General features: G+C 41.7%; 15 protein-coding genes. 4 read left to right on the top strand and 11 right to left on the bottom strand.

The annotated features are described in order from the left end of the window. Positions 1–75: 75 nt before the first annotated feature. The 5 genes from ytpR to RSX31_RS08345 form a co-directional block, all read right to left on the bottom strand. Complete coding sequence (gene ytpR / locus RSX31_RS08365) at positions 76–681, bottom strand: YtpR family tRNA-binding protein (protein ID WP_315634248.1); 606 nt, start codon at positions 679–681, stop codon at positions 76–78. Beyond that, positions 681–1,490, bottom strand: a complete 810-nt coding sequence (locus tag RSX31_RS08360; protein ID WP_315634247.1) for a DUF1444 domain-containing protein — start codon at positions 1,488–1,490, stop codon at positions 681–683. The genes ytpR and RSX31_RS08360 overlap by 1 nt, the downstream gene beginning before the upstream one ends. Before the next feature lie 167 nt (positions 1,491–1,657). After that, entirely contained in the window at positions 1,658–1,975 is a 318-nt protein-coding gene (locus RSX31_RS08355; RefSeq protein WP_148970975.1) for a thioredoxin family protein, read from the bottom strand. 1 nt (position 1,976) lies between these two features. Beyond that, on the bottom strand, positions 1,977–3,008 hold the full coding sequence (locus tag RSX31_RS08350; protein ID WP_315634246.1) for a PTS transporter subunit IIC: 1,032 nt from the start codon (positions 3,006–3,008) through the stop codon (positions 1,977–1,979). Positions 3,009–3,724: 716 nt separating this feature from the next. Then, positions 3,725–4,231 carry a hypothetical protein gene (locus RSX31_RS08345; protein WP_315634245.1) on the bottom strand — a complete coding sequence of 169 codons (507 nt, stop codon included), beginning with the start codon at positions 4,229–4,231 and terminating at the stop codon, positions 3,725–3,727. 172 nt (positions 4,232–4,403) lie between these two features. Here RSX31_RS08345 and RSX31_RS08340 point away from each other — a divergent pair, with 172 nt between their 5' ends. After that, complete coding sequence (locus RSX31_RS08340) at positions 4,404–4,850, top strand: YtoQ family protein (protein WP_315634244.1); 447 nt, start codon at positions 4,404–4,406, stop codon at positions 4,848–4,850. Between the two features lie 210 nt (positions 4,851–5,060). After that, on the top strand, positions 5,061–6,554 hold the full coding sequence (locus RSX31_RS08335) for a peptide MFS transporter (RefSeq protein ID WP_315634243.1): 1,494 nt from the start codon (positions 5,061–5,063) through the stop codon (positions 6,552–6,554). Positions 6,555–6,663: 109 nt separating this feature from the next. Here the strand turns inward: RSX31_RS08335 and RSX31_RS08330 are convergent, their stop codons facing one another. From RSX31_RS08330 to RSX31_RS08320, 3 genes are all read right to left on the bottom strand, one after another. Beyond that, positions 6,664–6,921 (bottom strand): hypothetical protein, encoded by a 258-nt coding sequence (locus RSX31_RS08330; protein WP_148970980.1) that lies wholly within the window; start codon positions 6,919–6,921, stop codon positions 6,664–6,666. Positions 6,922–7,060: 139 nt separating this feature from the next. Continuing rightward, positions 7,061–7,591: a DUF84 family protein gene (locus tag RSX31_RS08325; protein ID WP_315634242.1), complete on the bottom strand. Its 531-nt coding sequence runs from the start codon at positions 7,589–7,591 to the stop codon at positions 7,061–7,063. A 653-nt stretch (positions 7,592–8,244) separates the two neighbouring features. Next, positions 8,245–9,318, bottom strand: a complete 1,074-nt coding sequence (locus RSX31_RS08320; protein ID WP_315634241.1) for a M42 family metallopeptidase — start codon at positions 9,316–9,318, stop codon at positions 8,245–8,247. A 222-nt stretch (positions 9,319–9,540) separates the two neighbouring features. Between RSX31_RS08320 and RSX31_RS08315 the strand changes: the two genes are divergently transcribed. Then, complete coding sequence (locus RSX31_RS08315) at positions 9,541–9,855, top strand: hypothetical protein (RefSeq protein WP_148970982.1); 315 nt, start codon at positions 9,541–9,543, stop codon at positions 9,853–9,855. A gap of 67 nt (positions 9,856–9,922) precedes the next feature. Here the strand turns inward: RSX31_RS08315 and RSX31_RS08310 are convergent, their stop codons facing one another. Both RSX31_RS08310 and trmB read right to left on the bottom strand, forming a co-directional pair. Next, positions 9,923–10,765: a YtnP family quorum-quenching lactonase gene (locus RSX31_RS08310; RefSeq protein WP_315634240.1), complete on the bottom strand. Its 843-nt coding sequence runs from the start codon at positions 10,763–10,765 to the stop codon at positions 9,923–9,925. A gap of 561 nt (positions 10,766–11,326) precedes the next feature. After that, positions 11,327–11,971, bottom strand: coding sequence for a tRNA (guanosine(46)-N7)-methyltransferase TrmB (gene trmB / locus RSX31_RS08305; protein ID WP_315634239.1), 645 nt, complete (start codon positions 11,969–11,971; stop codon positions 11,327–11,329). A 260-nt stretch (positions 11,972–12,231) separates the two neighbouring features. Between trmB and RSX31_RS08300 the strand changes: the two genes are divergently transcribed. Beyond that, positions 12,232–12,510 carry a YtzH-like family protein gene (locus tag RSX31_RS08300; RefSeq protein ID WP_148970985.1) on the top strand — a complete coding sequence of 93 codons (279 nt, stop codon included), beginning with the start codon at positions 12,232–12,234 and terminating at the stop codon, positions 12,508–12,510. A gap of 4 nt (positions 12,511–12,514) precedes the next feature. Here the strand turns inward: RSX31_RS08300 and RSX31_RS08295 are convergent, their stop codons facing one another. Continuing rightward, positions 12,515–13,288 carry a phosphotransferase family protein gene (locus RSX31_RS08295; RefSeq protein ID WP_315634238.1) on the bottom strand — a complete coding sequence of 258 codons (774 nt, stop codon included), beginning with the start codon at positions 13,286–13,288 and terminating at the stop codon, positions 12,515–12,517. Between the last annotated feature and the right edge of the window lie 32 nt (positions 13,289–13,320).

Here is a 13,320-nt window from a genome sequence, read left to right as displayed (position 1 = left end):
TTTCAATCATACGACTTCTAACATAAATAAAAACAAAAATACCTGAGCCCATACTCCGGACCCAGGTATATATTTTTAAGCTGTGAATGGTTGACCAACTTGGTAAGTATCTTCAAGAACGAGGATCCCTTTTTCTTGGGGGGCATCTGGAAGTGCCAGTTCTTTGGCAGAACAAATCATGCCTGATGATGCCACTCCGCGAAGTTCTGCATCCTTGATGACCATTCCGCTTGGCATGACAGCGCCAACTTTCGCAACAACGACTTTTTGTCCTTTGTCAACGTTAGGAGCACCACACACGATCTGCAAGGTTTCATCCCCAACATCCACTGTACAGATGTTCAATTTATCTGCATTTGGATGCTTCTCTTTTTCAGACACATACCCTACCACGAATTTTGGTGAAAAGTCTGCTTCCAATACTTCATCGAAACCGTTCTTCTTGATGGCTTCGTTGATCGATTGGAGCTTCTCTTCATTCATTTCGACAGGTCCCACTTCACTTAAATCCATATACTTTGATGCATGGAATAGGTTATACCCAAGTGTTTTCCCTGTTTTCTCATCAAACAAACGTGCAGCATCTTCTTTTCTTTCATGTAGAACTTCTCCCTCAAACCCTGGATGCATTGTAACGATAAGGGTATCACCAATACCTTCTATGTTATAAAATACGTTCATTATTTCTTCTCCCTTTCCTTTTTGCGATTTTTTGCCAGAATGAAGATCGGCTCCAGTTCTCCTTCTTCGTACACAAAGGACAGTGCCGTAATCGGAACATTCCCTGTCGTAAAGAAGCTCATCGTCAGTTGAGCAAGAACATCATAGCCCGTTTCATTGCGAATATCCCCGATGACCAAAACATCCTGATGAGGTACGGATACAGTCATTTCACCTTGAACATCCTTGCTTACCTGCTTTAAGAAAGCATCATTCAAAATACGACTTGCATCATATCCATCATTATTATTTAGAAAATAGAAGATATTTCCTGCAACTTCATCTTTCTTCATTTCAGTTGGTAAGCTTCTGACATTGAATAAGGCGGTCTCCTTCATTTGCTCGTGAGACCATCCTTCAGCCTTTAGCATATTTTCATCTAATAGGCGGTAGGTTTTCCCAAGGTCAACAGCATAATAGATACGTGTTTCAGCTGTATGATCATCTGTAACCAGGGCAACCCCTTCATTGGATTCTGTGGCAAAAGAAGTGGAACGGATCACTGGAAACACTTTTTTCTCTTTATTCCCAAGGTCTGCTCGAGTACCCATTACGTTTAAAGCTTCTTCCACGTAATACACCACTTCATCGATAATGGATTTATTGTTTTCTTTCCACTTGGATACAATCGGTGGCAGGGCGACGTTGATGCCCTTTTTCGTATCAGTGTTCTCAATTCTAAGTGAATCCTTATCTCGATCATATGTAAACGTACGATTCGGTTTCTCTAATCGTTCCTGGAGTATACCTTTTAGCTTTTTTATGTCCAAATCTGATCCTCCTTTGGTGGTACTATTATAATAGAAAGTATCGATCAATTGCTGATGCATTCACTTATAACATTTTACATCAAAATGCTTAGAATACAAAAGGAACCTGTTTCATTTCAGGCAAAAAGAAAAGAGATCCCAAAATAAGGTGATCCCTTTTCATCCTATTATGAAGATAATGTATTCATGAAGTTCTCGATTTGTTCTTTTGTTTTACGGTCCTTATTAACAAATCGTCCAAGTTCACGGCCGTCTCCGTATGCCAGAAAGCTTGGAATTCCGAAGATATCCAATTCAATGCACAGATCAATGAATTGATCTCGATCTACGTATAGGAATGTGTACTCTGAGTATTGGCTCTCGATTTCCGGGAGGATCGGCTCGATGATCCTGCAATCCGGACACCAGTCCGCTGAAAACATAAATACATGCTTGCCGCTTTCTTTCAACTGGTGAAACTCTTCCACTGATTCAAGTTTACGCATTTTATTTGCCCCCTGTTTCAATCGTCATTTGATTAGGTTTGATCCAACCTAGTTTACGCATATATTCAGATATTAACAGGCTTATGAATGCAGGTCCAACAAAATGCAACAGAAGGATTCTCAATGTTACATCCCAGGTGAATCCCATCGTTTTAAATGTCATGATTTGACCGACAAATCCACTTGTTCCCATTCCGGCTCCGGCAGCATTGTTTTCCATCAACCATATCGTGGTTCCAATGGGCGCCAATATCATTCCGGCAACTGTGGGAGGAATGAGTATGCGGGGATTTCGGACGATATTAGGCACTTGAAGCATGGAAGTACCTATTCCCTGAGCCAATAATCCACCCACCTTATTCTCCCGGTAACTGATGACAGCAAATCCTACCATTTGAGCAGCACATCCAATCGTTGCGGCTCCCGCAGCGACTCCATTCAATTCAAGCATAAGGGCGATGGCCGCACTCGAAATCGGGGCTGTCAAAGCAAGACCCATGAGGGCAGCAACCAGAATCCCCATAGTTATAGGACGTTGCTCAGTCGCCCAGCTGATCCAGCTGCCAAACATGCTCATAAAGTCGGCAATTCCCGGTCCGATAAAGTAAGCTATCGTAAACCCTGAAAAGATGGTGACGAATGGAGTGACAATGATATCGACTTTCGTAGTTTTACTGACTAACTTACCTATTTCCGTTGATATGACAGCTGCTACATAAGCTCCCGCCGGTCCACCTAAGCTCGCGCCTGCTGCTCCCGTAACAACCGCAGCAAACAAGACAAGCGGTGGTGCCCCAAGACCAAAGGCGATGGCTACCCCGATCGCAGGACCCATCAAGCTGATCGCCAGACCGCCCATCTCTATGAAAAATTCACTCAAACCAGGGGGAATTGGAAGCTGTTCCCCGATCGTCTTAATGATTAATCCGATGATCAGTGAACTGAACAACCCTAACGCCATATAACTTAACGCATCTATGAAATACACCTTTGCAGATAATGTAATGCCTTTACTCTTTAAGAATTCTCTCACTTGATTTCTCCCCTCTGTGTTAACCTTCTTCCTTTTACTAGTGTAAAGACACTTGTTTGTTTTGTCTATATATTTTCCTTTACCCAGCATTCAATTTCCTTCTATTCTCCTTTTAATCAAGCGTACCTATTCACGTATAATAAAATTGGCTCTTTTCGCAAAGATTGTGGTTATCTTAGAGTAGAAAGTAGTAGTTGATTTCCGCTACAGGATGCTCGCTTTCCGCGGGGCTGGCGGTGAGCCTCCTCGGCTGCGCCTCCGGGGTCTCACCTGTCCAGCTATTCCCGCAGGAGTCGAGCATCCTGCAGCGAGAATCAACTTTCTGAGCATGATTCTTTATAAGAAATCAATAATACAAAAACTTTTAGCAAACAACCTTCTTAAGTTGAGTAGAGGTTTAGTCTTATTAAAGAAGAATAATTCAACTTTCTAAATAGATTATTTTTTGACACCTTGTAGCTCTGTCACTAAAAATCTCTTAAAGATGGTGAGGGGAACTGCGTAGACTCCTGCGGAAGTACGGGCGTGCCGAGACCCCGTTCGGCTAAGCTGAGGAGGCTCGGCCGAGCGTCCACGGAAAGCGGAGCGGTTCCCCTCACCATCAAGCGCATACTGATTGAAAGAGTCCTGGCAGATCCTAAGTGATTGAACAACAATCTTTGAAAAAGAGCCTAAAAAAACCGATTTTCCGCCTAAGCGGAAAATCGGTCTTAACGTTATGATTTATGTTTAACTGAAGCTGCCATTTTCATCATCATCTCTGCATGATCTGCCAGATCATCTAATTCCGCTTGTGTCGTTACCTTTGTTCCACCCACTCCAACAATAAGTTCGTATTCTTCTGTATCGGGCAGTTCCTTAATGACATAGTATCCTAAGCGATTGTCCTCTTTAAAAGTCCCATGTTTCAAGAGATTTTCATTGTCACTAATGGCCATTTTATATAGAAGTTCACTATCCTTATTTTCTTGAGGGTTTGTGAAAAGTATAAAAGTATCAGAGCTTTTTGAAATAATGATATTATTGGGCGATTCTTTTTCTATTTTGGCTCCAAATGGAAGATAAAAGGTAATGTTTCCAGCCTCTTCTTTAGCTGCTTCATTTGAACTTAATGTGTTTTCCACCACTTTGGCTGTCTCTTCTTTTTCTTGATCGATCGTCGTGTTGCATCCGGCTAAAATAAGCACAAGAATAAAGAAAATGACTGTCTGTTTGATTTTCATCCTATACTTATCCTCCCTTTCATGCTTAGGACCTACGCTTATGATACCCTCACAAAGTCCCATTGACAACCCTTCCAATAAGAAATCCTGCCTTTTTAATGGGAAATCAGGTTATTTTTAACTTACATCGGGTATTTATGATAAAATGACTAAAAACAGGAAGGTGAAATACATGGAATTCACAGTGTATCTGGCAGGGGAAATACATAGTTCTTGGAGAAACGAGCTTAAAGAGAAAGCAGAAGAGCTTCGTCTCCCTCTATCTTTCGTCGGTCCGATGGAAAATCACGAACGTTCCGATGCAATCGGGGAAGAAATTCTTGGTGAACAACCCAATAAAATACTTCGAGATGAGGCAGCTTCGAGTATTAACAATCTTCGAACAGAGTTACTGATGAAAAAGTCCGATGTGGTGATTGCCCTGTTTGGAGAAAAATATAAACAGTGGAATACTGCTATGGATGCGAGCACCGCCATCACACTTGGAAAGCCGCTGATTCTTATTCGTCCTGAAGAACTTCATCATCCCTTAAAAGAACTTTCAAACAAGTCAAATGTCACCGTGACAAACATTGATCAGGCAATCAAGGCGTTATCATACGTTTTTGAAACAGAATAAAATCATGAAAATACGCATGCCGTCCTATTTGGACGGCATGCGTATTTTTTATATTCATTACAAAACTCCCAGGAACTTTTTTACTATTTCAAAATAATTTAATATTGGAAATTTAAAGACATTTTATGTTATTATTAACAATTTATAAACTTTTTTTGACTTTATGAAAATATTAAAATATTATAGTAAAAGAATAAGGGAGGTAGTAACATGTCATCAATGAATAAACAGAAAATTGTGGATAGTGTCCCTCAAAAAGGTTTCTTTGGACATCCGAAGGGATTATTCACTTTATTCTTCACAGAATTTTGGGAGCGCTTTTCCTATTACGGAATGCGTGCCATCCTCGTATTCTACATGTACTATGAGGTTTCAAAAGGCGGTCTGGGCCTAGAGCAAAACACAGCTTTAGCAATCATGTCGATTTATGGTTCACTTGTATATATGTCCGGGGTAATCGGAGGCTGGTTGGCAGATAGAATATTCGGAACTTCGAAAGCCGTCTTCTACGGTGGAATATTCATCATGTTTGGTCATATTGCTTTATCATTTCCAGGAAGCTTAGCCATGTTCTTTGTTTCGATGGTATTGATCGTTGTCGGAACAGGTTTATTAAAGCCGAATGTTTCAACAGTTGTCGGTGAAATGTACAGCGAAAGTGACACTCGCCGCGATGCAGCTTTCAGTATTTTCTATATGGGTATCAACCTGGGTGCCTTCATTGCTCCACTGATTGTCGGTAAGCTTATGGAAACAAAAGGATTCCATTGGGGATTTGCGGTTGCAGCCATCGGAATGTTCTTAGGTCTTGTCGTATTTATGGCAACAAAGAAAAAGAATCTTGGTCTTGCCGGTACCTATGTTCCAAACCCGCTTGCACCATCTGAGAAGAAGAAATATGGTTTAATTGCAGGATTAGTTGTTGTTGGTCTTGCCATCATATTAGGTATTACAATTCCTGCAGGCCTATTTACATTAAACGTATTTATTAATTTGGTAGGTATCTTCGGTATCGTCGTTCCAACTATTTACTTTATCGTGATGTACTATAGTCCGAAAACAACACAAACTGAACGCTCAAGAGTCATCGCTTATATTCCATTATTTATCGCAGCGGTTATGTTCTGGGCGATTCAAGAACAGGGATCAACCATCCTTGCAGTATACGCAGATAAGCGAACTGAGCTTGAATTCATGGGAATCAGCATATCTCCAGCCTGGTTCCAATCGTTAAACCCGTTATTCATCATTCTATTAGCTCCAGTATTTGCCTGGATGTGGGTTAAACTTGGTGATCGTCAACCATCGATTCCGAAGAAGTTTTCATTCGGTCTATTGTTTGCCGGTTTATCATTCTTAGTAATTCTATTACCTGCATACTTCGGAGGAGAAGATTCACTAGTAAGTCCTTTATGGCTAGTGCTTAGCTATTTGATTGTTGTACTTGGTGAGCTATGCTTATCACCAGTCGGTCTTTCTGCCACAACCAAATTAGCTCCAGAAGCCTTCTCTGCTCAAACGATGAGTCTTTGGTTCTTAGCTTCAGCTGCTGCACAGGCGTTGAATGCACAACTTGTCCGTTTCTACACACCAGAAACAGAAACGCTGTACTTCGGGGCAATCGGAGGTATGGCAATCATATTGAGTATTGCTCTATTCCTGCTTTCACCTAAGATTCAGGAATATATGAAAGGTGTAAAATAATTGATAAAACCCCCTGAATGGTTTCAGGGGGTTTTATTTACCTTTAAGGATTTTCTTCCTCAATGTCTGTTAAGAAAAAAAGAACTCCGCTTCAAAACGGAGTTCCATTCTAACTCTTAGTAAGAGCCACAGCCACATTTTCTATTTCGTCTTCTTCTACGATTATCTTCCGTCCCAAAGATATCATTTCTTCTATGACAACCACATCTTCTATTGTCATCATCATCTCTTCTTCTGCGGCATCTTCTACGATCATCATCATCATCTCTGCGGTCACATCTTCTTCTGTCACCAAAAAGCAACTTATTCCAGTCACAGCATCTTCTGTCATCCCGACGGTCATCACGACGACCCCCAACTCGGTCATTACAATAATGGCATCCCATAAATTCTTACCTCCTTAGAAAGAATTTATCAGATAAAATAAAGTCTGATATACTCCATCCTATGAATAACAGGTAAATTTGGTATGGGCCAAGTACCCTCTAAGGGCAAAAGTCTATCGATTATTTGTCCTGCTCTTTGTTTCTCAACTGCCACTGACCTATTAATAGCTGAACCACGTGGAGAAACATAGCCTCTCTCGTAATGAGTCCATTCGTAAACACACCGACTGCGCCCTCTTTCTTTCTTATCCCGGAGGTTTGAGTGTACTCATCCATCAAGGGTCCCAGCTCTTCCCCTCCCTTTAACCGACTGCTGATTTCTTTAGGAAGGAGGATTCTGGCACCTCCACCAATGATTTCGTTGCCGCTCCGATCCACGAGTGCCCCCCAGTTACAGACAAACATTCCGTAAAGTGATTCCGTCACTCCTCCTTCAAGACCGATCCCAATATCGCCCTCTGTTGCCCTCAATATGTTCTTGGCACGATTTAACGCACCTTCAATGGTCTCTTGATCAGAGATTGGCTGCTCACCTACATTCGATTCAGTTTTGAAACACTCGAACTCTACGTCCTCATAGTGTTCCTTAAAAGCCTTTTGAATGGCTTGTACCTTTGCTGGATTTGTCGTTCCAATTCCTATTTTCAACAAATTGATACCTCATTTCTATGGGAGATTCAGTCCCTTTTTGTCTCTATAAAACGCTCTTTTCTCAAAGATTGTTGATTTTTAACATAAGCTCTGCAAGACTCTGTCCATTATCGTGAGCTAGATGGTGAGGGGAACTGCTCCGCTTGCAGCTAGCGTTCGGCCGAGCCTCCTCAGCTTAGCCGAACGGGGTCTCGGCACGTCCGTACTTCCGCAAGAGTCTGCGCAGTTCCCCTCACCATCCTTAAGAGAATTTTTGTGACAGAGCTTTAAGGTGAGCAAGAAAACAATGTAACTAGAAAAAATAATTCTTCTTTAATAAAAGGGAAATCAATCTCTACTCACCTTAAATAAGGTTGTTTGCTAAAATTCTTGTTTTTATTGATTTCAATTAAGGATACATGCTCAGAAAGTTGATCCTCGCTGCAGGATGCTCGACTCCTGCGGGAATAGCTGGACAGGTGAGACCCCGGAGGCGCAGCCGAGGAGGCTCACCGCCAGCCCCGCGGAAAGCGAGCATCCTGTAGCGGAAATCAACTATTACTTTCTCCTCTACAATAGCAAGAAAACTTTACGAAAAGAGCCCTATAAAAAGACTGTCTCAAGAAGTTCATAAATGAGACAGTCTTTTTAATATATTTTTTTAGAAACGTGAATTAGCCGTTTGATTTAATGGATTCAATTGTGGAACGGTCACATTGCTTCACTAATTTGACAATCAGTTCCTTCGCAGCCGCATAATCATCTACATGGATTATGGATGCATGTGTGTGAATATATCTTGAACAGATACCAACAACTGCACTTGGGACCCCTTCATTTGACATATGTACTCTTCCGGCATCGGTTCCGCCTTGAGAAACAAAATATTGATAAGGAATGTCATTTGATTCAGCTGTATCAAGAACGAATTCCCTGATGCCTCTGTGAGTAACCATTGAACGATCAAGAATGCGAAGGAGAGCACCTTTCCCTAATTGGCCAAATTCATTTTTGTCCCCTGACATATCATTTGCCGGACTCGCATCAAGGGCAAAGAAAATATCAGGATTAATCATATTGGCTGCTGTCTGGGCACCGCGTAATCCCACTTCCTCCTGAACCGTGGCTCCGGAATATAGGGTGTTGGGAAGTGTCACACCTTGCAGCTCTTTTAACAGCTCAATGGACAATCCGCATCCATAGCGGTTATCCCAAGCTTTCGCAAGTATTTTTTTCTCATTCGCCATTGGAGTAAACGGACAAATCGGTACGATCTGCTGTCCTGGTTTAATCCCGATTTCCATTGCATTGTCCCGGTCATCAGCACCGATATCAATAAGCATATTCTTGATTTCCATCGGCTTTCTACGCTGTTCTTCTCCGAGCAGATGAGGAGGGATGCTTCCGATCACACCCGTAATCGGGCCATTATCCGTGATGATTTGAACACGCTGAGCAAGCATCACCTGGCTCCACCAGCCTCCAAGGGTTTGAAAACGAATCATTCCATTATCCGTAACAGACGTGACCATGAACCCTACCTCATCCATATGCCCTGCAACCATCACAACAGGATCCTGATCATTGCCTTTTTTCACTCCAAACACCCCACCCAGGCGATCCTGGACAATGTCATCTGAGTATTGAGACAATTGTTCTTTCATAAATTTACGGACCGCATGCTCATTACCGGGTGCTCCCGGCAATTCAGTCAATGTTTTAAAAAGTTCCAACGTATCTTGTTTCATGTCATATGCCCCTTTTATATAAAATCTACTTTATGTATAATCTTATTTTACAGAACTTTCGAACGTCTTACCACCAATTGAGAAGAAAAGGAGTTCTCTTTTTTATTATTTCTTTGATAGAATGTACCTATAGATGGAAAATAATCGAGAATCACCAGGGAGATAGTGGATAGTATGTTATCTCTAAACATCAAATACTCATTGCCTGTGGAGGGAATAAAAATGAACTGGAAATCTTTCATGATCGGAATCGGAATCGGAGCAGTAGGCGGATATTTTCTTAAAGAAAAACTGGATGATTCAAACATGGTTTCTGCCGAAAAAGTATTAAGGGACGTAAAGCTTTCATTCAAAAAAGAGGGGAACATCGATGGATCCTGGATCGGAATGAAGCCCGAAGACTATCAGAAGCACTCGGTCATAACGAAGGTCTATAAAGGTGGGGTATCCAGAAGAAGAGACGGTGAGCTGGAGCAATATGAGTTTTTAGCAGATGCGTATACGGGCACTGTTGTGGATGTGTATCCTTTATCTTAAAAAAAAATAACAGCATTATTAAAAAGGATGATCCCAAAATGCCTTGGGACCATCCTTTTTCTATACATTATTTTTCCCTCAGTACGTGATCAACGATTTCTCCATCTCGATTCCACTTGATCCCTCTATATACCGCATCATGATAGAATAGGAACCAGTACTCTCCTTCAATCGCTTGATTGATCCACTTGTCTTTGGCATCGATGGACGTCATTGGATAGTCGTCGTAAGCCAGTACCCATAGTGGATTTTTGTGCGCGTGAGTAGGCATGATATCCGCCATATGAATGAACTTCTCCCCTTTATGCTCTAAAAGGATAATCGAATGCCCGTCACTGTGACCTCCCGTATGCACCATTGTGATTCCAGGAAGTATTTCCTTTTCTCCTTCGAACGTTTCCACTTGGGATTGAATACTCTCCCAATTTTCTTTCCAGTATGTATTACGGGAGCGCACATTCGGATTTCTCATTTCATCCCATTCCACTTGGGAGGTGTAAATGGTTGCATTCGGGAATACTGGTACAAGAGTATCACCTTCATATTTTGTTAAACCGCAAGCATGATCGAAATGCATGTGAGTCATCAATACCACATCAATATCATCTGGCTTCAAGCCCAGTGCTCCCAGGGATGCCTCGATATCCGATTCTTCATGCACATCATAGTTACGTTTTTGTTTCTCATTCAGCTTCCCTTTACCAATACCTGATTCAATTAATACATTCTTACCTTCCCATTTAAAAAAGAGCGGATCTGTTCGTAACTCGATTTGATTCAAGTCATTCACGGCATATTTTTTTGACCAAAGAGGCTTTGGGACCACTCCGAACATAGCTCCCCCATCCATGTGAGTGACGCCTCCATTCAGCCAGTGCACCGTTAGATCTCCAACTTTCAACGTTTCCATTTTGACTCCTCCTTTGTTCATGCCCTTTTATTTTATCAGAATTTATGGACAACTTATAGGTGGATGCTCGCTTTCCATGGGGCGGGCGGTGGCAGTGTAAAAACATGGTCCGTTCCTTTCCGCTCCAGGCACTTTCTTTCCGCGGGGAGGAAGTCGAGCCTCCTCGGGCTTTGCCCTGCGGGGTCTCGACCTTTCCTCTATTTCCCGCAGGAGTAAAGTGCCTTCCGCTGCAATCCACTCTGTGGTTCTATATTCTCACTGCATAATGACGGACAGAATGACAAAAAAAGTCTATTGTAGACAGTTTGTTCCCTAAAGCAAACTGTCTACAAGGGAGCACAAAATTAACCTCATTATGATAGGTCAAAAAACAGTTGTTAGTCATATGTTTATCGTGATTACTCACAGAGGATTTAGCCTGTCTTTCCTCATTTTACTTACTTTTCAAAGAAAGTAGTGGTCGATTTGTGATTGTATATGATTGAACAGAACCTGTAAAAAACTTTACCAAAAGAGCTAAAAAAATTAGCCCCGCAAAATTGCAGGGCCATTAAATAATACTTATTGATTTTGATATTGGGCTTCGACCCGGTAGATTCTTTGACCTTTGGCTGAGAATTTCTCTTCATATTCAGTCATGATATTTCCTTCAAAATCGCTTTCATGAAGATCAAGACTCAGGAAATTCAGATGCAGACCATACCATGAGAAGCTCTTTAATGAGTACTCAAATAAGCCTTGATTGTCTGTCTTAAAGTGGATTTCTCCGTCTTTGATCAGTACATCTTCATACAGCTTCAGAAAATCTTTATACGTCAGTCGACGTTTTTCATGTCTGTTTTTCGGCCATGGATCAGAGAAGTTCAAGTACACTCGACTTACTTCTTCTGATGCGAAGTATTCAGTCAGGTTCTTTGCATCGACATTTAACAGCTTGACGTTGGGAAGTCCGGCTTCAATCAAACGATCAAGAGCTGTTACAATGACGCTTTCATATAACTCGATTCCAATATAATTAACGTCCGGATTGGCTCTGGCCATTTCCGTGACAAATTGACCTTTTCCAGTTCCTACTTCGATGTGAATAGGATTGTCATTGCCAAATTCTTTATTCCATTGACCTTTTATCTCCTGGGGTTCTGCCACAACATACTGTGGATTGTCACTGATTTTCTCAGAAGCCCACGGTTTATTACGTAAACGCATGTAGACACCTCTTTTTTTATTATCGAAAAAAACATACCACGACTATCCGTCCTGTGCAAGAGCCAAAATAGAGCCAATCCCGCTTCAGATCTTCTGGCTGATATACCCACTCCAGGTCCGTCCCTCAAAAAGCGCGCATAATTGAAAAAGGAATTCACACACTATTAGTGAATTCCTTTTTCGGGTCTGGTCATTTTGGAGGGCTGAAAAAGTACGTGTTTCTTTAAATCTTTGCAGACGAAAATGAAAGGGTGTACTCTATGCCTTTAAATTCACAGAATCAAATGCAGTTATTATCAGATATTTTAAGCAATCACAGTGCGGATTGCTGCGGTTCGGTTTCTGAATGTGAGCAAGTTGAACGATTGGTGAAGTCATTAATGGTTAATGCTGATATTCACGAAAACGTAAAGCCTGTCCTGCAGGAAATTTATCAGTATAGTCAAAGCGGGATATCCTCAGCTGACTTATCCAACCATATTACGTCCAATCAAGAAAACTTGTCCCAATGGGTTACGGATATGAACAACTACTCTTAAAAAATCAAATGACTTTGTGCAGATATTCAATCCAGTGATTCATTTCGTGGAAACGGGCTTTTCCTTTATGCCACTGAATGGATAATATCGTTTGGGCGATCACATACCATTTCATTCTCAGCTTTAAGTTATCGGTTAACTCAACACCATATTGAGTCAGCCAGCTCTCCCATTGGTCTTCAGGGATATACCAGTATAATAATAGACCTATGTCAAAGGCCGGGTCGGCGATCATCGCCCCGTCCCAATCGATTAAATACAACTGGTTGTAATCAGACAGCAGCCAGTTGTTATGATTGACATCACCGTGACAGACTACATATTCTTCCTGATGAACTTCCAAGAGCTCTTTTTGAAGAAATAATAGCGCCTCTCTAATAACAGGCAATGAAAGAAGATCGAATTCTAAGCCTGTCTCCACTTCCGTGAGCATATGCTCCGGCTGAAACGGCTCTTTTCCCAACCGCTCAAGCATGGTTGAAAGCGGCTTTGATGAATGAATCTTGTTAAGCAGCCTTGCCACCCGTTCATCCTTCATCTCTTCCGGCTTTAATTCTCTCCCATTTAACCAGTGTTGTGCCGTTATGACATCCCCGTTTTCTAGTCTTTTTGTCCAAACTAGCTTGGGTACGATTCCTTCTGCAGACAATACAGCCACAAAAGGAGAGGAATTGCGTTTCAGAAATAACCTTTGCTCTTGGTACTGAGCAAAGAACGCTTCTCCAGTAGCACCGCCTGCGGGGACTATTTCCCAATCTTGGTCAAATAAGTGTTCCAATATATTCACCTTCTATTGGTCCTTTGTCATGT

Source organism: Rossellomorea yichunensis (genome assembly GCF_032337515.1).
Lineage (GTDB): Bacteria > Bacillota > Bacilli > Bacillales > Bacillaceae_B > Rossellomorea > Rossellomorea yichunensis.
This window is presented reverse-complemented; position numbering and strand designations above follow the sequence as displayed.

Excerpts from the sequence above, each read along its gene's own strand:
- ytpR (WP_315634248.1), bottom strand. The coding sequence starts at position 681 with ATGAACGTATTTTATAACATAGAAGGTATTGGTGATACCCTTATCGTT.
- RSX31_RS08355 (WP_148970975.1), bottom strand. The coding sequence starts at position 1,975 with ATGCGTAAACTTGAATCAGTGGAAGAGTTTCACCAGTTGAAAGAAAGC.
- RSX31_RS08345 (WP_315634245.1), bottom strand. The coding sequence starts at position 4,231 with ATGAAAATCAAACAGACAGTCATTTTCTTTATTCTTGTGCTTATTTTA.
- RSX31_RS08340 (WP_315634244.1), top strand. The coding sequence starts at position 4,404 with ATGGAATTCACAGTGTATCTGGCAGGGGAAATACATAGTTCTTGGAGA.
- RSX31_RS08335 (WP_315634243.1), top strand. The coding sequence starts at position 5,061 with ATGTCATCAATGAATAAACAGAAAATTGTGGATAGTGTCCCTCAAAAA.
- RSX31_RS08330 (WP_148970980.1), bottom strand. The coding sequence starts at position 6,921 with ATGACCGAGTTGGGGGTCGTCGTGATGACCGTCGGGATGACAGAAGAT.
- RSX31_RS08320 (WP_315634241.1), bottom strand. The coding sequence starts at position 9,318 with ATGAAACAAGATACGTTGGAACTTTTTAAAACATTGACTGAATTGCCG.
- RSX31_RS08315 (WP_148970982.1), top strand. The coding sequence starts at position 9,541 with ATGAACTGGAAATCTTTCATGATCGGAATCGGAATCGGAGCAGTAGGC.
- RSX31_RS08310 (WP_315634240.1), bottom strand. The coding sequence starts at position 10,765 with ATGGAAACGTTGAAAGTTGGAGATCTAACGGTGCACTGGCTGAATGGA.
- trmB (WP_315634239.1), bottom strand. The coding sequence starts at position 11,971 with ATGCGTTTACGTAATAAACCGTGGGCTTCTGAGAAAATCAGTGACAAT.
- RSX31_RS08300 (WP_148970985.1), top strand. The coding sequence starts at position 12,232 with ATGCCTTTAAATTCACAGAATCAAATGCAGTTATTATCAGATATTTTA.